This window comes from Methanococcus maripaludis (assembly GCF_002945325.1).
GTDB classification, from domain to species: domain Archaea; phylum AGJL01; class Methanococci; order Methanococcales; family Methanococcaceae; genus Methanococcus; species Methanococcus maripaludis.
The window spans coordinates 1,678,707-1,700,969 of sequence record NZ_CP026606.1 but is presented as its reverse complement, the minus strand read 5'-3'; the positions used below and the strand labels follow the sequence as shown (position 1 = coordinate 1,700,969).

Sequence of the window (22,263 nt, the reverse complement as noted above, 5' to 3'; positions counted from 1 at the left end):
GAATAAAACAACACATTCAAATGAACTTAATTTACATAATGATTCTACTTTTGTTTCCGACTGTTCCGACCTATACGTCATTTTACCACCGTTCTAAAGTTTACATAGTATAATATGTTTTAGAAAGATTATAATATATATATCTTCCCATTAACCAATGTTGCAGAAGGCTTTCCTTTAACGGTTTTTCCTTCAAAAGGCGTGAATTTAGCCTTTGATTTAAAATCTTTGGCAGATATTTTGTATTCTTTGTCCATATCAACAACAGTCATATTCGCGTTATTTCCAACTTTGATCTTATTATTTATTTTAAAAATTTCTGAAGGATTTCTTGATAAAACTCTGTATGCATCAAAAATTGAAATTTTTTCTTCGTTTACCAAATTCATAATCAATGGCACTAGTGTTTCGATTCCAGGAATTCCTGAAGGGCAGTTTTCGACCAAATTTAGTTTTTCATCGATTAAATGGGGCGCGTGGTCCGTTGCAACGATATCCACCGTTCCATCGATAATTCCATTTAATAGTGCTAGATTATCTGCTTCTTCCCTTAATGGAGGGTTAAATTTTCCACATCCTTTCAAATCTTCGGCCATTTTTGAATTTAAAAATAAATGGTGAGGGGACACTTCAACAGTAACTTTTACATTTTTAAAAGTTTTTTTGGCATTTTTTATTAAATCAAGCGCTTCTTTAACTGAAATATGGCAGAAATGAACGTGAGGCTTATTTTTACTTTCTTTATCAATTTTTTGTAAAACATTTAAAACTTCCCTAACTGCTTCAATCTCACTTTCTCGACTTCTGATTTTACAGTGGTTTTCGAAACTATTTAGTTCGTATTTTTTGGAATTTTCGGAAATTATACTTTTATGTTCTGCGTGAATTGCAAAAATCTTGTTTTGATCAAGAATTTCCCTTAATTTTGAGTAATCACTAATAAAAAGGTCGCCGACTGATTTTACCATAAAAATTTTATAAAATATCGCTTCTTCGACATTTTCTAAATAGTTATTTTCCGTAACTCCGTAAGCAAAATACAAATTTATCTTGCTTTGTTCATTTCCTTCTTTCATTTTTTTGTAAAATATGTCTTTTGTAGTTACAGGAGGCGTGTTATTTGGCATATCTATTGCATAAACAATTCCACCAGCAATTGCAGCTTCACTTCCGGAAACAAAATCTTCTTTTTCGGGATTTCCCCAACGAAAGTGAACGTGTGAATCAATTATTCCTGGAAAAACATAATTTCCTTTTAAATCAATTATTTCACCAGAATAATCAATATTTTTTTCAATTTTTTGAATTATTCCATCTTCGATTAAGATATCAGATTCAGTTATTTTATTCTCAGACACGATTTTTCCATTTTTTAAAAGTACCATTTTTTCCCACAACACACGAATTTTACTCTTTCAAATTTTTTATGAGATTTTCCATATCATCTGGCAGTTTTGATGAAAATTCCATTTTTTCTTTTGTAATTGGATGAATAAATCTTAAAATATACGAATGAAGAGCTTGTCTCTCAATTAAATTAGAAATTTCACCATAAAGAGTATCTCCAATTATATAATTTCCAGTACTTGATAAATGCACCCTTATCTGGTGAGTTCTGCCGGTAAGTAATTTTATTTCAAGAATTGATGCATTTTTGAGTTCTTCGATTACTTTGTATTTAGTTTTAGAAATTTTTCCAACATTAGATAATTCTCTTTTTATACCGTCGTCATTTAAATCGATTGAATCTTCAATAATTCCTTCTTTTAAATCCAGATGCCCATTTACTACCGCAATATATATCTTTTCCAAAATTCCTTCATCCATCTGTTTTGCAAGACGTTGATGAGAATATGGATCTTTTGCAATGATTAAAAGTCCAGTAGTGTCCATATCAAGACGGTTTACAAATCTTATTTTGTAGTTCTGATTATTTATTTTCTGGTGATTTGAAACTGCATTTGCAAGTGTTTTCGATAGCACATTTTTAGTAGGGTGAACAACCATATTTTTTGGTTTATCGACAATCAATAAATCGTCATCTTCGTAAATTATATTTAGGGCTAAGTTTTCGGGATCAATTGTATTGATTCCACAATCAATTTCAACATAAACGGTTTCATTTTCTTTTAATTTTGATTTTAAGGAGATATTTTTAGAATTTACAAAAATTTTATTTTCTTTGTCAAATTTTTTTATCATTTTATTTGAAAGTTCAAAATTGTCCTTTAAAACATCGATTAACTTGTTTCCAACAATTTTTGAATCAACTGTTAGTTTTAAAATCTTTTTTTGACTTTCCATTTGAAATCACTTGTTGTTTAAAGTTAGTTTATCTTTTTAAATTACTTATAAATTCATATTAAAAAAATCGTGAATTTTAAAAATAAATTAAAATCTAAAAAAGTTAAATTATTTGTGGGTAAAATAGCAGGTATATCCATTATCTTCTTTTTCGTCAATTCTTACAAATCCAAATCTTTCAAACTGGACAAAATCATCTTCTTTTACAACTGAAAAGTCTTTTTCTGCAAATCCTTCTATTTTTTCAGCATTTTCATCGATAACCGTTACAGGAATGCTGTTTTTTACAGGAATCCAGTGAATGATACTTGCTTTATTAGTTTTCGCAACTTTAAAGTCATCGCTGTCGTATTTTGCATAGATAATATCATTTTCAACCCGTTCAACAACAATATTGAATAATTCCATTAGTCGATACATTTTTCCAGCTTCAAGATCGTCTGAAACGTATATTTCGCCGTCGAATAACAGTTCCCTGTTTCCAAGTTCGCTTCTATCAGGGTGCATTCTAAGATCAATTTTCCTATTTTCTGCACCAGAAATTACTAATTTTTTCGGACTTTCTACAAAGAAGAATCTTCTCGCATCTTTATCGATTATATCTTTGTTTGCAGCGTAAAGGTTTTCCCAGGCAAATCTAACGTCTGCTTGTTTTATTCCAATTTCAACCATTAATTTGTAGAGTGCTTCTGGCCTTATTCCTCTTTTTCTGAGAGCCCTCAATGTTCCAAGCCTTGCATCGTCCCAGCCGGAGTATTCTCCGCTTAAAATTCCTGCATGCATTTTTGAAGTACTTAAAACAGGCCCTTCTATTTTTAAAATTCCGTAGTGAACATATTCTGGAATATCCCATCCAAGGTAGTTATAAATATATTCTTGTTTTTCTGTGTTTACTATGTGGTCTTTTCCCCTTAAAACGTGTGTCATACCAAGCAAATGGTCATCAACAGTTACTGAAAGATTCATTAAAGGATATACGTGATATTTTGTTCCATTTTTTGGGTGAGGGGTTCTTTCAATTCTAAATATTGGAAAATCCCTAATTGATGGGTTTTTGTGTGCAATATCTGTTTTCAATCTTACTGCAACATTATCAAGTTCTCCAGCGAGCATTTTTTCCCATAATGCAATATTTTCTTCTGGAGTAGTATCCCTACATTTACAAGGAATTCCCTGTTCTCTTAAAGTTCTAAATTCATCTGCATCGCAATCGCAAACGTAAGCGTGTCCCATTTCAATTAATTTTCTACCGTATTCGTAGTAAATTTCAAGCCTTTCTGATTGTACAATTACTTCATCGACTTTTACTCCAAGCCATTTTAAATCTTCCTGAATCATTTCGTAAGCTTCTGGAAGAACTCTTTTAGCATCGGTGTCTTCAAGTCTTAAAACAAGTTTTCCATTGTATTTTTTTGAGAAAAAGTCGTTTAATACGGATGCTCTTGCGTGTCCGATATGAAGGGGTCCTGAAGGATTTGGTGCAAATCTCATTACAACATTTCCTTTAACGTTTTTCAGTTCAATTTCCTTTTTTTTTCTTTCTGTTTTTTGTCCAAACCCTTCTGGAGCAAGTTCGTTTAATTTTGCCTGCTGTTCTTCAAGGGACATTGTTTCAATTTCTTTTAAAACTTCCGAAATAACCTGGTTTACTTCTTTAACTTTACTTCTTAAATCAGGGTTTTCTCCAAGTATTTTTCCCATTGCAGCTTTTGGATTTGGTTTTCCTTTGAATTTAATCGAATTTTCAAGTAGATATGCCATTACAGTATCTTTCATAATTATCACTGTTTCTAAAATCCTTTTCAAAAATTGTTCTCTTAAATGTAATGCGGTATCGCTTAAAAAGCTTATCGATTTTAAAAATTAAAATAACTCTAGAATAATATCTTTAAAAAATAAAAAAGTAAGGAACAGATTTTTTCAGAAGATCTATTCAAATATAATTCCCACAGGACAGTGGTCTGAACCCATTATTTCAGGCATTATAAATGCATTTTTTAAATTATCCCTTAAACTTTTCGAAATACAAAAATAATCAATTCTCCAGCCTATGTTTTTTGCCCTTGCATTAAATCGGTAGCTCCACCAAGAATAATTATCAGTTTCTTTGTTAAATTCCCTGAAAGTATCTAAAAATCCAGAATTTACAATATTGTCAAACCCACTTCTTTCTTCAGGAGTGAATCCTGCATTTTTTACATTAGTTTTCGGATTTTTTAAATCGATTTCTTTGTGTGCAACATTTAAGTCCCCACAAAATACCACTGGTTTTTTAGTTTCAAGGGTTTTTATGTAATTTAAAAAGTCTTCATCCCATTTTTGCCGATATTCAAGCCTTGTAAGGCCCCTTTGAGAATTTGGAGTGTAAACATTCACTAAATAGTATTCGTCAAATTCAAGAGTAATTACCCTTCCTTCATTGTTGTGCTCACTGTTTTCCATCCCCAATATAACGTTATTTGGTTTTATTTTTGTAAAAATTGCAGTTCCAGAATAACCTTTTCGTTCTGCGTAATTCCAGTACTGAAAATAACCGTCAAGTCCAAGCTGGACCTGTCCACTTTGCACTTTTGTCTCTTGTATGCACATGATGTCAGGACTTTCACGTTCTAAAAAATCCATGAAGCCATTTTTCAAACATGCACGAATCCCATTTACATTCCACGATAACATTTTCATAAAATATTGTTATGCTGAAAAACCTATAAAATACCATAATGTCTTTAAAATTACAAAGAAAAAAACTCGCAAAACTCGCAACTGAATTAGTAACATTTTAATTAAATTCTATTTTTTTATAATTTTATAAAACTTTATTTCAATCGATTCGGAACATTTGAAATTATTTCGAGCGGATAATTTAAATATTGGTCTTTGGATATACTTTGACAATTTGAATTTTATATTAGCATAGAGTTTAAAAACGAGAATAACATATTATATGGAAAAGTATCCTAAGGTGGAATTTTGAAAAGAGAGGATATAAAAAAGGTAATGATTTTGGGTTCTGGCCCCATTGTTATCGGACAGGCAGCAGAGTTTGATTTTTCTGGCTCGCAAGCTTGTAAATCTTTAAAAGAAGAGGGAATTTATACAATTTTAGTAAATTCAAACCCTGCAACCATTCAAACCGATACAAATATTGCAGATAAGGTTTACTTGGAACCATTAAATCCAAAAATATTGGAAAAAATCATTGAAAAAGAACAGCCTGATGCAATTCTCCCAACAATGGGCGGTCAGACTGGTTTAAATCTTGCAATGGAACTTTCAAAACGCGGAATCTTGGAAAAACACGGTGTTGAACTTTTGGGTTCAACTGAAAGCGTAATTGAAACTTCAGAAGATAGAGATTTATTCAATAAAGCAATGGAAGAAATTAACCAACCTATTGCAAAATCTGCAGCTGTCCATAGTGTTGAGGAAGCAATTGAAGCTACTAAGGAACTTGGATATCCTGCAATTGTAAGGCCTGCATTCACCCTTGGAGGAACAGGTGGTGGAATTGCAAATAACGAAGACGAATTAATTGAAATTACAAAAAAAGGATTAAAATACTCGATGATCAAACAAGTTTTAATTGATCAGAGTCTTTTAGGCTGGAAAGAATACGAATACGAAGTAATGAGGGATAAAAACGATACCTGCATTGTTGTATGTAACATGGAAAACATCGATCCAATGGGAATACACACTGGAGAAAGTATCGTAACTGCGCCTTCACAGACCTTAAGCGATGAATTCCACCAAAAATTAAGAGATGCATCATTGCAAATTATCAGACACTTGAAAATTGAAGGTGGCTGTAACGTTCAGTTTGCAGTAAACCCTGAAATGACTGATTACGTTGTAATCGAAGTAAATCCGAGAGTTTCAAGAAGTTCTGCACTTGCAAGTAAAGCAACAGGATACCCGATTGCAAAAATCGCTGCAAAAATTGCAATTGGAAGAACACTCGATGAAATACAAAATGACGTTACAAAAGAAACACCAGCAAGCTTTGAGCCTACAATAGACTACGTTGTAGTAAAAATTCCAAGATGGCCGTTTGATAAATTTAGAACTGTTGACAAAAAACTTGGAACTTCCATGAAATCCACGGGAGAAATCATGGCAATTGGAAGAAACCTTGAAGAAGCTCTTCAAAAAGCAGTTAGAAGTTTGGATATCGGAAGATTTGGAATAATTGCTGATGGAAAAGACAAAGAATACTCGAATTCTGAAATTGTTGATATTTTAGAACATGCTACAGATGAAAGACTCTTTGTAATTGCTTACGCACTCGATAAAGGATGGAGTGTTGACGGAATTTGTGAAAGAACTGGAATAAATCCATTTTTCATTGAAAAAATCAAAAAAATTATCGACTGTAAAAAAGAACTTGAAGTAATTTCAAGACTTCCAGTAGATGACGAAAAATTAAAAGAAATCCTTTTAAAAGCAAAATCATTAGGATTTTCAGACGTTCAAATCTCAAAAATATTTTCAAAAACTGAAAATGAGATAAGGGATCTTAGAAAAAGACTCGAAGTAATTCCAGTTTACAAGATGGTGGACACTTGTGCAGCAGAATTTGAAGCTAAAACACCATACTACTACTCAGCATACGAAAGGTACTTCGATAAAGAACAGAACGAAAGCGTATCCTCGGACAGAAAAAAAGTAATAATTTTAGGTTCTGGACCAATTAGAATCGGACAAGGTGTTGAATTTGATTACTCAACAGTTCACGCAATTTTTGCACTGAAAGAACTTGGAATCGAAGCAATAATTGTAAACAACAACCCTGAAACCGTAAGTACTGACTACGATACTTCGGACAAATTATACTTTGAGCCATTAGTTTACGAAGAAATAATGAATATAATTGAAAATGAAAATAAAAACGGACAGTTACTTGGAGTTATCGTTCAATTCGGTGGACAGACCGCAATTAACCTTGCAATGAAACTCTACAATTCAGGAGTAAACATTTTAGGAACTTCCCCCCAATCAATCGACCTTGCAGAAGATAGAGATCAGTTCATACACGTGCTTGAAAAATTGAAAATACCTCAGGCAGATGGTGCAACTGCATTTAGTGAAGAGCAAGCTCTTAAGGTTGTTGAAAGAATCGGATACCCTGCACTTGTTAGACCCTCATACGTGTTGGGAGGTCGTGCAATGCAGATTGTCTATAACACGGAAGATTTAAAAGATTACATGAGAGAAGCTGTTAAAGTTTCATCAGATCACCCGATTTTAATTGATAAATTCTTAGAAGAAGCTGTTGAAGTCGATGTCGATGCAGTGTGCGATGGAGAAAGCGTATTTATTGGCGCGATTATGGAACACATTGAAGAAGCTGGAATCCACAGTGGGGACAGTGCTTGTGTAATTCCCCCTCAAACTCTTTCAAAAGAAGTAATTGAAAAAATTGCGGAACATACAACAAAACTTGCACTGGAACTTGGCGTAATTGGATTATTAAACATCCAGTATGCCGTAAAAGACGGCGTTGTATATATTATCGAAGCAAACCCTAGAGCTTCAAGAACAATTCCTTATGTAAGTAAATCAGTTGGAGTACCTCTTGCAAAAATTGCAACAAATGCAATAATGGGCAAAAAATTAAAAGAAATGAGGTATTTTGGACTTGCTAAATCAAAATATGTAAGCGTTAAAGAAGCAGTATTTCCATTCTTAAAACTTCCAGGAGTAGACCCTGTATTAAGCCCAGAAATGAAGTCAACAGGTGAAGCAATCGGAATTGATCAGGACTTTGGAAAAGCATTTTACAAATCCCAGCTTTCTGCAAACATGGAACTTCCAACTTCCGGAACTGTCTTTATAAGCGTAAGGAACAGGGATAAAGACAACATTACAAAAATTGCTAAAAAATACCACAATTTAGGCTTTGAAATCGTTGCTACAAGAGGAACTGCAAGAGAGCTTCGGTTATTTGACATTCCTGTAAGAGAAGTTAGAAAAATCTCAGAAAGCATGCAGAACAGCGTTCTTGATTTAATGCAGAAAGGAGAAGTCGACTTAATTATAAACACTTCTTCAGGAGACAAAGCTAAAACTGACGGATACTTCATCAGACGAGCTGCAGTTGAATTAAACATTCCATGCATGACTACATTACAAGGAGCATACGCTGCAATTAAAGCTATCGAAGCAATTAAATCTGGAGAACTTGGAGTTTATTCATTAAATGAACTTGAAAATTAATTAAACCCCGATTATTTTATTTTAAATTTTTTATTAAATTATTTTCTTATTTTGAGGAGATATTATGTCTATGGCTGATTATTTAAAAAATATCCGTGAAAAACATCTTAAAAAACGAAAAGAAAGAAATCCTGATTATCCGATTGCAGTTTGGATTCAAGACGATGTTTTTCGCGATAAAACGTTTGGACAAAGCTTTACAATAATTTTAAGAACAAAGGGCTGTAAATGGGCATACGATAGCGGAGGGTGCACGATGTGCAGCTACCTAATGGACGCATCCCCTGCCGAAATTACTTCTGAAAACTTGAAAAACCAGTTCGATTCTGCAGTTGAAAAATATAAAGATCAGCTCAATAAAAATATGTCAATAAAACTATTTACGTCAGGTAGTTTTTTGGATACTTTTGAAATCCCTCTTGAAACGAGAGAATATATCTTTAAAAGAATCGAAGAAATGGGTGCAAAGGAAGTTGCAATTGAATCAAGAGCTGAATTTGTAACTCCTGAAAACATGGAATCGATAAAAAATATTCTTTCATGCAACATTGAAATCGGTGTTGGAATCGAAAGTTTAAATGAAAAAATAAGAAATGTTGCAATTCACAAAGGTGTTCCTACAAAAACAATTGAAAATGCGTTTTCCGTCGCAAAAGAATACGATGTAGGAATAAAAGCATATATTTTGATAAAACCCCCATTTATTTCCGAAAAAGAGGCAATTATTGATGCAATAGACACTGCAAACAAATGCATCGAAATGGGCTGCAGCAGAATTTCTTTCTGTCCTGCATCAATTCACAAAGGAACTTTAATTGAAACTCTCTGGAAAAAAAATCAGTACAGACCACCATTTTTATGGAGTATTTTAGAAATTTTAAAAGAAGTAAAGTCTAAAAACCCTGATGCTCTCGTAATGTGTGATACTGCAGGAGTTTCTTCAAAAAGGGGAGCACATAACAATATTGACTGCACCTGCAACGATAAAATAAAAGATATATTCAATGATTTTACAGTTACTCAAAAAATTGAAAAACTTGATATCGAATGCGACTGTAAAAAAGAGTGGATTGAGTACATGGAATACGAACAGAAAAATATTGTACCGCTTGGCGATGAAAAATTAATTTAATTTATTTTTTTTAAATATTCTTTTGTGTTATTTTCCCATTTTTGATTTACTGTTTTATATAAGGTTTAAATAATTTAAATGCCATATGATTCTAAAGATAAAATAAGAGGTCTTATTATGATACCAAAAGGAACCGTTAAAAGAATTATGAAAGAAAATACTGATATGAATGTATCAGCTGAATCTGTCGTAGCATTAGTTGAAATTTTACAGGAAATGGTTGTAACCACTACAAAAATCGCTGAAGAAAATGCTGCAAAAGACAAAAGAAAAACACTAAAAGCAAGAGACATCGAACAGTGTGATGCTGAAAGATTAAGGAAAAAAGTGATCGAAGTTTCAGAAAGAACTGAAAAAGTCAACATGCTTACAAACGAAATTTTAAATGTTATTGCAAATGAACTTGAAAGATATTAATTATTAATGGTTCTTTTGTTAAAACAACGGAATTTATGATTAACATACAAATTTTAACTTAAATATTTAATTCCATGAATATCAATATACTCTTCTTAACCCGCCAAAACGGAGAATTATCACTGCTTTTTCAAAATCATATCGGAAACCATATAAAATCTCAAAATCATAAAATATACCATGGACTCGAAAAGGGGTGAAAGTCTTGAAAGAGCAAGTAATTGACATAGCCACAAAAGACGTTGTTACAGTAAGTCCTGATACGCCAATATCAAAAGCTGTCGGAACTATGGAAAACAAAAAATTCCATAATTTGATAGTTGAGAAAGATGATGACATATATCTAGTAACAATGCATGATTTGCTACTTGGAAACTCTGTGCATCAACAGGTTGAAGATCTGATGTTTAGACCATTTTGTGTAAAAATGAATACGCAGGTGATTGATGCCGCTTTTGAAATGATTAACAGCGGTCAGAGAGTAGCTCCAGTTATCGACGAAAATGACAAACTAATTGGAATTATTACTGATTACGATGTCATGAAGTGCGCAGCAGAGTCAGAGCTTTTGAAAGACGTTAAAATCGATAAAATAATGACGAAAAGCCCCGTCACAATTGATATCGATGAAAGTATCGGTAAGGCAAGAAGTTTAATGATGAAATATAACATCGGAAGACTAATTGTACTCGATATGGATGGAAAGCCTATTGGAATGGTTACAGAAGACGATATCGTTAAAAAAGTCTTCAAACCAAAAACCAAAATGACAGTTGGAGAACTTACTGGCAATAAAGTGCCTAGAATGGCCCAGCCCGTATCAATGATAATAAATAAACCACTTATTACTGCAAATATAGGCGATTCAGTTGCGGAAGTAGCAGAAATACTCGAACAACAAGATATTAGAGGAATTCCAATATTTAAAAACGATACATTAAGAGGTATCGTTACAAGACTTGATATTTTAAAATACTTAAGGGATTTAAGAGCTGAATCAATGGTTGAAGTTGAAATTCAAGGTGATTTTGACGAAGACCAGAGAGAACTTGCAGAAAGGATATTATTTAATGAAATTAAGAAAATTGCCATTTATTCGAAAAAAATCCACTGGATTAAATTAGCTGTTAAAAAAGAAAGGGATAAAGGTGGAGTGCCAAACTACAGTGTAAAAACGTACGTAAAAACTCCAAGAAAACTTTACGTTGCAGAAGGAAAACCAAAACTTTCATCAACCAAAAGAATAGACTGGGACGGCGAAGAAATGGAATTAGTTGCCGAAAAACAGAGATGGGACTTTATTGAAGTATTAAAAGATGCGCTTGATTCTGTAAAAAAACAGATGAACATTGATAAAGAAAAAAGACAGTCCAAATCATTAAATGTTGGTAAAAAAGAAATAATGGCTGAAGAATTTTCAGAAACTATTGAAACTCCCGAAAATGAGGAGTAATTCTTTTTTTATTTATTTTTTAGAAAAATTAAGAGTTTTTAAAAGTTTATTTCATCTTCAACAAATGTTTTGTGAAGCGTTTTTAAACATGATTCAAGTTTGTCATCGTTGATTACAAACGAGATGTTTGTTTCGGATGAACCTTGTGCAATCATTTTTATGTTTGCACCGCTTTCTGAAACTGCATCAAACAATTTTCCTGCAATTCCTTTTGCGCCTTTCATTCCAGAACCAACAACTGAAACGACACATACCTCCTTATCAAAAGTTATATCTTTTATAAGGTGGCACTCTCCAAACTCATCTCTTAATTCCCTAACACATTTTTTAGCTTCAAGTTCCCCATCATAAATTACAATCGAAATGTTTGTTTCAGATGAACCTTGTGTAATTAATATTACATTTGCATTTGATTTTCCAAGCACGTTGAAGATTCTTGCAGCAGTTCCGCTGACTCCAACCATTCCGCCACCAAATATGTTAATTAAAATTACATCTTTAATGGTAGTGATTGCTTTTATAATTCCGTTGCTTGTTTCTGAAGAATCGGTGATTAAGGTACCTTTGTTTTCTGGTTCAAACGTATTTTTGATTCTAAGCGGTATTTTTTTCTCCATTACTGGTTCCATTGTTCTTGGGTGAAGAACTTTCGCACCAAAGTATGCTAGTTCCATTGCTTCAATATAGGACATTTTTGGAATCTGTTTTACATTTTCGACCATTCTTGGATCGGCCGATAAAACACCGCTAACATCAGTCCATATTTCAACCATATCTGCAGTTAATCCAAGACCAACCAAAGCTGCTGAATAGTCACTTCCCCCCCTTCCAAGAGTTGTGATGTGGCCGTCTTCAGTTCCTGCAACAAAACCAGTAACTACGGGGATAAATCCATCTTTTAATAAAGGTTTGATTTTTTCAGAAACTTCAAGTCTTAAAACTTTTGCACATGTGAAGTTATCATCTGTAATAATTCCTGCATCTCTTCCTGCAAGGTAGAGGGAGTGTTTTCCCATATCTCTTATTGCACCGCTTAAAATTGGAGCGGAAAGTCTTTCACCAAATGAAAGAATAAAATCTTTTGATTTTGGAGTCAACTCTCCAAGGTATGAAACTCCGACAAGCACTTTCTCTAACTCGTTTATCGAACTTTCTATCGTTTTTGAAACTTCTACCCTTATTTCATGGTTTTCAATTGCCTGTTCTATTGCAATTTCGTGTTTTCGCCTTAAATCTTCAATAAAGTTGTTTATTTTTGCAATATCTCGTACATCGAGTGCCTGAGCAGAGATTTCTACAAGCGAATTTGTAACTTGTGTCATTGCGGAGGTTACAACTACAACATCGTTATCTTCATTTGTCTTATTTACAACGATTTTCGCAACATTCCTTATCCTATCGCCATTACCGACCGAGGTTCCACCAAATTTCATCACTGTAACCAAACAACACCACCTTTTAAATAATAAATTATAATATATTGATTCATGTTCCATACTTCAAATATTATGGTTTATCAATTAATCAGTGAAATATTATTTAAACTTATCATTCAATTGGCTAAATACTAAAACTAATGGTGCGAGAGGATAAAATGGTTAACATATTCGATACTACATTGAGGGATGGAGAACAAACTCCGGGGGTCTCACTATCTCCAAGTGAAAAACTCGAACTGGCAATAAAACTTGATGAACTTGGTGTAAATATTATCGAGGCAGGAAGTGCAATAACCTCAAAAGGGGAACGAGAAGCCATGAAACTGGTTACAGGGCAGAATTTAAATGCTGAAATATCTTCATTTGTAAGGGCCCTTCCAGTAGATATTGATGCTGCACTTTCCTGTGATGTTGACAGCGTCCATTTAGTCGTTCCAACTTCAGACATCCACATGACCTACAAATTAAGGAAAAGTCGTGAAGAAAATTTAAAAGATGCAATGCACGCTGTAGAGTATGCTAAAGATCATGGTTTAATCGTCGAACTTTCAGCAGAAGATGCAACAAGAAGCGACGTTGAATTTTTAAAAGAACTATTCTTAAAAGGAGAAGAACTAAAAGCTGATAGAATCTGTGTTTGTGATACTGTCGGTATTTTAACGCCCTTAAAAGCAATAGATCTTATAAAAACAATGAAAAATACAATAAAAATTCCAGTTTCAATCCACTGTCACAACGATTTTGGAATGGCTACCGCAAATACAATTTCTGCAATAAGTGCGGGTGCAGACCAGTGCCACGTTACAATTAATGGTATCGGCGAAAGGGCAGGAAATGCGTCACTTGAAGAAGTAGTTATGAGTTTAAAATCACTGTACGATATAGAAACTGGAATTGATACTGAAAAACTCCATAAAATTTCAAGAATTGTTTCAAAATATATGAAAATTCCAGTTCCCGCAAATAAGGCGCTTGTTGGTGACAACGCCTTTGCCCATGAAGCAGGAATTCACGTTGACGGCCTTATGAAAAGTACGGAAACTTATGAGCCAATTCATCCTGAAACAGTTGGAAACAGGAGAAAAATTATACTTGGAAAACACAGCGGAAAAGCTGCTTTAAAATATAAACTTGAAATAATGAACATTGGATTGAGTCATGAAGAATTTGAAGAAACATATTCAAAAATTAAGGCTTTTGGGGATCTTGGAAAATACATTAGCGATGTAGATTTAAAAACCATCATAAATCAGGTTCGAGGAGTTGAACTTGAAAGAAAAGTAATTCTCGATGAAATTACGGTTGTATCAGGAAACAAAGTATCGCCTCTTGCATCAATAAACTTAAAATTTGCAAACGACTGCAATATCAAAGACAATGTCCGTGAAGCAGCATACGGTCTTGGTCCAGTTGATGCGGCAATTAATGCAGTTAAAAAAGCACTCACCGGAGTTGCAGATATTGAACTTGAAGATTACAGTGTTCGTGCAATGACTGGAGGAACTGATGCTTTAATTGAAGTAGTAGTTCACTTGAGAAAAGGAAACGAAGTTGTAGAAGTCAAAAAAGCACACGGAGACGTTGTAATGGCGTCTGTTGAAGCCATGATGGATGGAATCAATTTGCTGATTTAAACTGTTGATTTAAACCATACCCTTACTTTTTTTAAACTTTTAAAACATATATCTAAACGTGATAATCATGTTTAAAAAATCTTTATTTATCCTTTTAATATGTATTATTTTAAATATTGTTTCAGTTTCAGCAGTGCCATACCTTGATGCAAGCGCTTCAACTCCTGAAATCGAAAGGGGAAGCACTGAAAGAATTTATCTTGAAATTGAGGAAGTTGGTGGAGTATCCAGTGCATATAATATAACGGCAGTTCCTGAAATTTACGAAGATAACGTAAAAATAACTCCAAAAAATATCGAAATTCCAGTTATTAACGATGGAACAGTGATTAAAGTATCTTTTAAAATAAATGCTTCAAAAAATGCAGAACTCGGTGAAAAATCCGGAAAAATTTTTATTCAGTATTACGATTATGATTCAGAAAATGAGGTATACGTAGGTCCAAAAACCATTCAAAAAAAATTTAACTACAAAATAAGTGAAGGTCGCGGAATTTATTCTATAAACTCAAACCCTAAAAATATGCCAATATATGTGGATGGAAATTATGTGGGAAACACGCCCTTAAACGTATCAATTAAAGAAGGAAACCACTTTCTAAGGCTTTCTTCTGAAATTTTTGGAAACTATTCAGAAAAAGTCACAGTATATGCAGGCGAAAACTACGATCTTTTTAAAAATTTTGAAGAATCTGAAAAAATAGAAATTTTTGAAAATGTTTCTGAAAATATATCCATTTCAAAAAATACTTCAAAAAATATTTCTGAAGTTTCCGAAATTTCAAAAAACATTGGTTTTGAAGGTATTTTAGTTTATTTAGGCTTCCTTTTAGCAGCATTATTTGTAATATTTGTATTTACAAAAAATAAATATTAAAAATATTAATTATTCTTTTTTTCGATTAATCTTCTAACTTTATGGATTGCATACACCGTTGAAACAATTATCGGCCCGATTGCAAGCCCCGGTATTCCAAAAACCAACGGTCCAATTAAAAATGCGATTAAAACAAGTGCAGGGTGCAAATCTCCGTCTTTTGAAATTACACGGGGCCTTATTGCAAAATCCGGTGCTAAAGATAAAAATACAATTCCAAATAATCCTAAAAGTATTCCCTTAGCAATTTCTCCAGTTAACAAGTAATATACAGTAAGTGGAACGTATATTGTCCAGCCACCAACCACCGGCAAAATATTTAGTATTCCTGAAAGTGCACCAAGTGTAATCGGGTTTGGAATTCCAATAAGCCAATAGCCTATTATCGAAATAATTCCAACAATTACCGAGGTAACAGCGTTTCCAATAAATAACGTCTTTAAAGCCTTGTGTATCTCACTTAGAAAAAGTGCAGTATTCCTTTTTTTATCATCGGGAACGTAAATCAAAAAACTATCCGTCAGTTTATCCCCATCTTTCAAAAAGTAAAATGTCATGAACGACAGGAACAGTAGTTTCATCAGTAATGACGGGATTGAAGAAATTTGCGATGCAAAACTATTGAGTAACGGTTTTGAAACACTCCAGATATCAGAAAACGGTTTTGAAACGTCTGGACCATCTACCCTCAAATATCCAATATCATTTAAAATTGGAGTAACTTTTGTAATGATATTTTCAATATCAAGTGAAAGTAAAAACGTTACAACATCTTCTGCAACCAGTACAACCAAAAGTAAAGATGGAATTACAATTCCAAGAAGGCAGATTATTGCACCATAAGTTCTTCCAAATTTTGGTTTTAAAATATCATAAAGGGGTTTTGTCATGTATGCAACTGCAACTGCAAGCGCAATAATCCCCATAAACGGCCATAACATGTAAATGAGTGCAAAAAATGAAAATACCATAAATAATCGCGATAAAATATCATATTCTTTACTGTTCAAGATTACCAATCCCCTGAATTTCAAAATTACTCATCAATAGACATTTGGTTTACAATTAAATAAACCTAATTGGTAAAACATTTAAAATTAAAAAATAGAAAATTAAAAAATTTAAAAAAGATTATTCAGTTTCTTCTGTTGCTTTACCTTTTTTCCGTTTAAGGTACATATAGTATCCTAAACCACCGACAAGCAGCAATACTACTAGATAAACTAGTGTTGAGTTGCTTCCGCCTTCAACGTTTACCCTAATAGTTTTTTGTGAAATGTATACATTGTCGTCTCCTTCTTCAGAGTCTCCAACGCTCCTAACTTCTACAGTAATTAAATACTCTTTATTTGCTGCATCTGAATCCACATCGATTATTAACTGTCCTTCACCCGTTTCGTTGGTGTCGAGTGTTCCGATTGAATCAGTTTTTTGAGTGTACTCAAATGGTTGAGCTGTGTTTTTAATTGCCGTTATTTTTACACTTTGAGCTTTTTCTGAGCCTGTGTTTTGGAGAGTCAAAGTAATTGTGTTTTCGTCTCCTGCTTTTAAAGTGTAGGTTTCTGGGAGGATTTCAAGTACTGGTTTTGGTTTGATATATAAATCAATATACTCCATTTCAGAGTGTTCTTCATCGAATATGTCCATATACGTGATATTTAATGGAACTGAGTAGTGTTTTGCCTCTGCATCCTTATCTACATCGATATAGAATGTTGCAGTTTTTGTATCTCCTGAAGTTAGTGTTCCGATGTTTTTGAAGTTTGAATTACTCCATGAGTCTTTAAATGGATATTCTGAGAGTAAATCAATTTCAATGTTTTTAGCTTCGCCGTGTCCGTTGTTTGTTAAATCAACGTCAATTTTTACGTAAGTTTCCTGAGCTTTTATCTCAGTAGGATCAGTTATTACATTTGAAATTCCTAAATTGATGTCTCCTTCGACAATGAAGCCTATGTTTATTACTTCAGAGTTTTCGGTTCCATCTGAATCAATCCATGATAATGTTGCAGGAATTAGGTATGATCCTTCAGTTGCATCTCCGCTTGCATGTAAATTAAGGGAGAGTAATTTTGTAATGTCGGGGCTTAAACTTCCCAGATAGAACTTGGTTGTATCAATTGGGTTTATTAAATCGTTTGAACCAATTGTCAAAGTTGCTTCTTTTGCAGTTCCAGTTCCTTTGTTTGTTACCTTAATTTGAACGTTTTCAGTTTTTGCAGGAGTTAAAGTAACTCCATCTGAGTTAATTTCAAAGTTTGCAAGGCCGTATACTGGGATATAGTAGATTTTTGTGTATGATTTTGAGATAACTTGTCTGTCGTCACCATCGTATTCCACAATATCGTATGAAACCGTTACATCGAGCCTGTAGTCTCTTGATGATGCATCGTCGTTTATATGTAATTTAAAGTATGCTGTATCACTTTCCCCTTCATTTAATTGAGAAATCTCGTAAACGCCTTTTGTCGGGTTTACTTGCTTTACTTCAAAGGGATAGTTTGATTCTACGCTTATTCTTAAGTCTTCAATTATTTCGTCAGATCCTTCGTCATTTGCGACATCAATCCATACATCAACGTCATCTCCAGGGTGTATAACGTTTGGGTTATACTGTGGCTCGTCAATTTCAAGTGCAGAAACTGCAGTTACAAGAATTGACAGAAGCCCAATTGCTAAAATTATTTTTGATAATTTACTCATTTGATTCACCTTTTAATTTTAAGGTAAGTTTTTTGAGGAATGGTCTTGTGTATCTTTCTTCAATTACGATTAATGGAGGCAATAAACAGATAACTGCAGCCATACAGAAGAATATACCCAATGTACAGACTTTACCCATGTTTGCCATCATTGATAATGGCGCAATTGTTAATGCAGCAAAACCTGCCATTGTTGTTGCAGTAGTTACCAAAACTGCACTTCCCGTACTTACTACTGCAATATTTATTGCTTCATCCATGCTTTTTCCATCTCCAAGTTCCTCTTCATATCGGTGGAACAGGTGAACCCCGTAATCGATACCAAGCCCTAAAAGAAGGGAGCCCATAACAGATGTTGCAGTATCCATTGGAATTTTAAATATCGCCATTGAACCTGCGGCCCAGATAACTGCAACCACGACCGGTATTAATGGAAGTACTGATTTTACAATATTTCTAAAGTACAATAATAATATTGTAAAGATCGCTAAAAGCGAAGCAAGACCCGTTACTGCCTGGCTTTCATCCATCATTCTCTTTAAAAGTTCACTCAGTGCAGGAGTACCTGTTGTGATCACTTCAACTCCAGGAGGAATTGGAGCTTCGTCCAATCGTGAATTTATATCTTTAACAAGTATCTTTTTGTCATCAGTTCCCGCATCAGTTGTTGCATAAACTACAACCATTGAATAATCGTTGTTAAATATACCATCTCGAGAACTTTCGGGCAGATTTTGATAAATTGTCTTTACGGTTGCAATGTCATTTGGAATAACATCATTGTTATAGGCCTTTAAAACATCCGCTCTTGAACTAACGGATGTTATCATATCCATACTCCCAATATCCTGTTCTAAAAAGTCCACAAGATCTAAAACTCGCGGATCACGGATATCGGTTACCTTTTCAGAGCTATCGGAGGGCACTAGTTTTACCCCTAACATTATAGTCTCAGTACCGCCAAATTCATCCCGTATTTCGTTTAAAGCAACAATTACAGGATCATCTTGCGGAACCATCTTTTCGTAATCAGTTTGAGACTCAATACCTGTAGCTAAAAAAGCCATGAATATCGTGAGGACAATAACAACTGCGACAACTTTTAAAGGATGTCGTTCAGATGCCTCAGCTATTTTTTGTAAGATTTTTTCGGCTTTCATCTAATCACCAGTATTTAAAAATACCTACCGGATGGTATTTACTCGAATATGAAAAAACATATCTTTCGTATTTTTCATGCCGTTTATTTTTTTATTCGATTCCACAATCGTTCAAAGCACTTATTTCCATATTCATAAGAGTCATCCATTAATTTTAATCGCCTTAAATTTGAATAACCCTCAATGATTGCAATAATCTCTAATGAAATTTCTTTTGAATCGATTTCTTCTAAAATCTCCCCATTTTTTTTGGCGAGTTCTATCTTTTTTTTCAAAAGGGAATACATCGATTTTGTGTGCATTGTAAAGTCCATATCTTTTGGACCGTATTGGATTGCATCTAATGTAAATCTTGATTGAAATTCTGAAAAATGTTTGATATCTTTAAGAGTTAATTCAAGATATTCTGCAATTTCCTGCATCAAAATTTCAGAATTTTCAAAATAATTCTTCAACAAATCTTCTAAAGATGATTCTTGCTCCATTTTTGTTAAAAGCGAAGCAAATTTAGATTTGAAATACTCGGCCATTTCTACAAAAAGTTCATTTTTATCTTTAAAATGGTGGTAAATTCCACCTTTAGTAATACCTGTTTTTTCGGCTATTTCATTTAAAGACGTTTGCTTGTATCCTTTTGTAAGAAACAGCTTTGCAGCGTTCTGCACTATTTTTTCTTTTGTACTCATGATACCATACCTACCAGAAGGTATGTACTTTACATTGACGTTTGTATATATAAACTTATCTGAAAAAATGGTAAAACAAAAATTAAAAAAGACTTTATTTTAGAAATAATTTTAAGTTAATCTATAATATCCATATTTTGGGCTGAATACATCTGCACTCTTCTTTAATTTTGAAAGCATGTCTGAAACATCCTTTTCAGAAATCTGAAATTCTGAAGCTTTTTCTACAATATCGCATTCATCGGCAAGACCGTTGCTACTTAATACTGAAAGTTCACGAATAATATCCACGATTTTATCCATTTTATCGACTTTAGATTTTGGAATTTCACCCATTCCTTTATCTATGTCAAATTTTCCAGTTTCAGGATCATATGCAACTTGCCTTAAACATTCTTCAATTATATCAATTGCAATTTTCGCATCTTTTTCTTCTACTTCTCTTGAAAGCCTTGCTTTTGCATGCATTTCTGAAATTCTTATTGCAGCTTCTAATTGTCTTGCAGTAACGGGGACTGGATTGTTTCCTTCCCCAAGCTTTCTCATGTCAACGTAATAATCCCGAATCAATTTTTTGGCGCCTTTTGAAAGGGGTGGACTTTTTATTTTCCTTTCATCAACCTCTCCAGCATACAAATGATGATTTTCATCGAAATATGCACAGGTTCTCGCATAAATTATATAATTCTTAATTAAATTTTCATCAACAGTTATTCCATCTATTTTGATTGAACCAAGAACTTTTGAATAGTTTTTCGTTGCAGTTTCAACGTGTGTATCAAGTATGTGTTCTGCAATCTCTGCATCCCTTCGCCTATCAGGGGAATCTTTTAAAGGGAATATCAAATCAAAACGGCTTAACAAGGGTGCTGGAATTCCAATCTGTTCGACTACGCCCATGTTTCTATCAAATCTACCTCTTTTTGGGTTGCAAGCTGCTAAAACCGCACACCTTGCAGGAAGTTTTACATTAATTCCCCCTTTATTCACGTGTATAGTCTGGGACTCCATTGCTTCTAAAATATATTTCATAACGTTTTTATCAACAGTTAATTCATCAATACATGCAGTTCCCTCATTTGCACGAACGAATACTCCAGGTTTTACAACCCAGCCATCCCCAATTTCTGTAGCCTCCCTTACAACATTTGCAGTTAATCCACCACCTGTTGCAGTTGTAACTGACGCATAGGAATTTTGTGGGAAAAGTCTTGAAATTTTTCTAAGCATTGTAGACTTTCCAATTCCCGGATCCGTTATCAATAAAATGTGGCTGTCTTTCCTAAGTTCTGATCCATCGGGTAAAAATTTAGTACATGCTTTTACTTGCTGTAAAAATATTGCTTTTTTTACAAGATCGTAACCTTTAATTTGAGGTATTAAATAATTTGAAAGAATATCAATTATATTTTCCTTTTTCCCAAGTTCATCCAGGGTATTTATTAAATCGTAGTTGTTTATGATGTCTTTTACTTCAATCTTTTGGAAGCTTTCGCCGAGTTTTACATGGTTACTTTTCGCATAAATTTCAAAAACAGGCATATTTGGACGTGTAAGCTTTTTCATAACCGTTCCTACAACATCCACCCGTCCAGAGTAAATTCCATCAGAATTTTCTAAAAAAACACGAATACTTCTTGGAGGATCGTCAGGATTTCTCATTAAATCAATTGGCTGCTGTATTTCAAGTTCCTGAATATTTACATAAGCAGAACTATCGTAATCAATTGACATTTCGCTTCTGCAGTTTTGATTTTTACAGTAGCTTCTTGGCTGTTCAAAATAGTCGTGAATTGTTTTATATGAAATTTCACCGCATGCTCGACAGACGAAACATGCTTTTTTTAATAATGCGCAAACTTTTGCCGCTTTTATGATATTTCCTTCGAATTTAACGAGCCTGTTCATTTCTGACGACGTTATTTCATCGATTTTTTTGTCGCATCCAAGCGGATTCTTAAATGCAATCTGTGTTTTTTCGAGTTCCTTTTTTACATGCTCATCTTCACCAAAAAGATCTATGTAGGATTCTTTAAAAACATATAATAGAGGATCTTCGACTAATTTTGGATTTTCAATAATTTGATCGTTTATGTCACACGAATCCGAATAATTTTTTAAAAATTCGCCTATATCAAATTCAAAAACGTTATTTTTAACCATCTTTTGTGAAATCTGGTCTTTCATGTATTTTTTTAATTTATCGCCGTACAGGGTCAAAAAAACTTCTTCATCAAATTCCATAA

16 protein-coding genes are annotated in these 22,263 nt (G+C 33.5%); 6 read left to right on the top strand and 10 right to left on the bottom strand.

Going from position 1 to position 22,263, the window contains the following annotated elements; translation table 11 throughout:
* Positions 1-128 precede the first annotated feature (128 nt).
* The 4 genes from pyrC to MMJJ_RS09145 form a co-directional block, all read right to left on the bottom strand.
* Positions 129-1,385, bottom strand: coding sequence for a dihydroorotase (gene pyrC, locus MMJJ_RS09160; RefSeq protein ID WP_104838553.1), 1,257 nt, complete (start codon positions 1,383-1,385; stop codon positions 129-131).
* Positions 1,386-1,407: 22 nt separating this feature from the next.
* Entirely contained in the window at positions 1,408-2,304 is an 897-nt protein-coding gene (locus tag MMJJ_RS09155; RefSeq protein WP_104838552.1) for an RluA family pseudouridine synthase, read from the bottom strand.
* 108 nt (positions 2,305-2,412) lie between these two features.
* Complete coding sequence (locus MMJJ_RS09150; protein WP_104838551.1) at positions 2,413-4,080, bottom strand: glutamate--tRNA ligase; 1,668 nt, start codon at positions 4,078-4,080, stop codon at positions 2,413-2,415.
* A 153-nt stretch (positions 4,081-4,233) separates the two neighbouring features.
* Positions 4,234-4,983 (bottom strand): exodeoxyribonuclease III, encoded by a 750-nt coding sequence (locus MMJJ_RS09145; protein WP_104838550.1) that lies wholly within the window; start codon positions 4,981-4,983, stop codon positions 4,234-4,236.
* A 288-nt stretch (positions 4,984-5,271) separates the two neighbouring features.
* Here MMJJ_RS09145 and carB point away from each other — a divergent pair, with 288 nt between their 5' ends.
* The 4 genes from carB to MMJJ_RS09125 all read left to right on the top strand — a co-directional run bounded on the left by carB (position 5,272) and on the right by MMJJ_RS09125 (position 11,519).
* Positions 5,272-8,517 carry a carbamoyl-phosphate synthase large subunit gene (carB, locus tag MMJJ_RS09140; protein WP_104838549.1) on the top strand — a complete coding sequence of 1,082 codons (3,246 nt, stop codon included), beginning with the start codon at positions 5,272-5,274 and terminating at the stop codon, positions 8,515-8,517.
* A gap of 64 nt (positions 8,518-8,581) precedes the next feature.
* Entirely contained in the window at positions 8,582-9,649 is a 1,068-nt protein-coding gene (locus MMJJ_RS09135) for an archaeosine biosynthesis radical SAM protein RaSEA (protein ID WP_104838548.1), read from the top strand.
* Between the two features lie 117 nt (positions 9,650-9,766).
* Complete coding sequence (locus MMJJ_RS09130) at positions 9,767-10,066, top strand: histone family protein (protein ID WP_013999469.1); 300 nt, start codon at positions 9,767-9,769, stop codon at positions 10,064-10,066.
* Positions 10,067-10,271: 205 nt separating this feature from the next.
* Complete coding sequence (locus MMJJ_RS09125) at positions 10,272-11,519, top strand: CBS domain-containing protein (protein ID WP_104838547.1); 1,248 nt, start codon at positions 10,272-10,274, stop codon at positions 11,517-11,519.
* 38 nt (positions 11,520-11,557) lie between these two features.
* Here the strand turns inward: MMJJ_RS09125 and MMJJ_RS09120 are convergent, their stop codons facing one another.
* Positions 11,558-12,964 carry an aspartate kinase gene (locus MMJJ_RS09120; protein WP_104838546.1) on the bottom strand — a complete coding sequence of 469 codons (1,407 nt, stop codon included), beginning with the start codon at positions 12,962-12,964 and terminating at the stop codon, positions 11,558-11,560.
* A gap of 149 nt (positions 12,965-13,113) precedes the next feature.
* Here MMJJ_RS09120 and MMJJ_RS09115 point away from each other — a divergent pair, with 149 nt between their 5' ends.
* Complete coding sequence (locus MMJJ_RS09115; RefSeq protein WP_104838545.1) at positions 13,114-14,592, top strand: (R)-citramalate synthase; 1,479 nt, start codon at positions 13,114-13,116, stop codon at positions 14,590-14,592.
* A 67-nt stretch (positions 14,593-14,659) separates the two neighbouring features.
* Complete coding sequence (locus tag MMJJ_RS09110) at positions 14,660-15,469, top strand: PEGA domain-containing protein (protein WP_104838544.1); 810 nt, start codon at positions 14,660-14,662, stop codon at positions 15,467-15,469.
* Positions 15,470-15,474: 5 nt separating this feature from the next.
* Here MMJJ_RS09110 and MMJJ_RS09105 read toward each other — a convergent pair whose 3' ends face one another.
* The 5 genes from MMJJ_RS09105 to MMJJ_RS09085 form a co-directional block, all read right to left on the bottom strand.
* Positions 15,475-16,479 carry an AI-2E family transporter gene (locus MMJJ_RS09105; RefSeq protein WP_244901532.1) on the bottom strand — a complete coding sequence of 335 codons (1,005 nt, stop codon included), beginning with the start codon at positions 16,477-16,479 and terminating at the stop codon, positions 15,475-15,477.
* 121 nt (positions 16,480-16,600) lie between these two features.
* On the bottom strand, positions 16,601-18,172 hold the full coding sequence (locus MMJJ_RS09100; protein ID WP_104838543.1) for a COG1361 S-layer family protein: 1,572 nt from the start codon (positions 18,170-18,172) through the stop codon (positions 16,601-16,603).
* On the bottom strand, positions 18,165-19,331 hold the full coding sequence (locus MMJJ_RS09095) for an efflux RND transporter permease subunit (RefSeq protein ID WP_104838542.1): 1,167 nt from the start codon (positions 19,329-19,331) through the stop codon (positions 18,165-18,167). The genes MMJJ_RS09100 and MMJJ_RS09095 overlap by 8 nt, the downstream gene beginning before the upstream one ends.
* A gap of 83 nt (positions 19,332-19,414) precedes the next feature.
* A complete protein-coding gene (locus tag MMJJ_RS09090) occupies positions 19,415-20,017 on the bottom strand; it encodes a TetR/AcrR family transcriptional regulator (protein WP_104838541.1) in 603 nt (200 codons plus the stop codon).
* 111 nt (positions 20,018-20,128) lie between these two features.
* Positions 20,129-22,261 (bottom strand): ATP-binding protein, encoded by a 2,133-nt coding sequence (locus tag MMJJ_RS09085; RefSeq protein ID WP_104838540.1) that lies wholly within the window; start codon positions 22,259-22,261, stop codon positions 20,129-20,131.
* Positions 22,262-22,263: the final 2 nt, after the last annotated feature.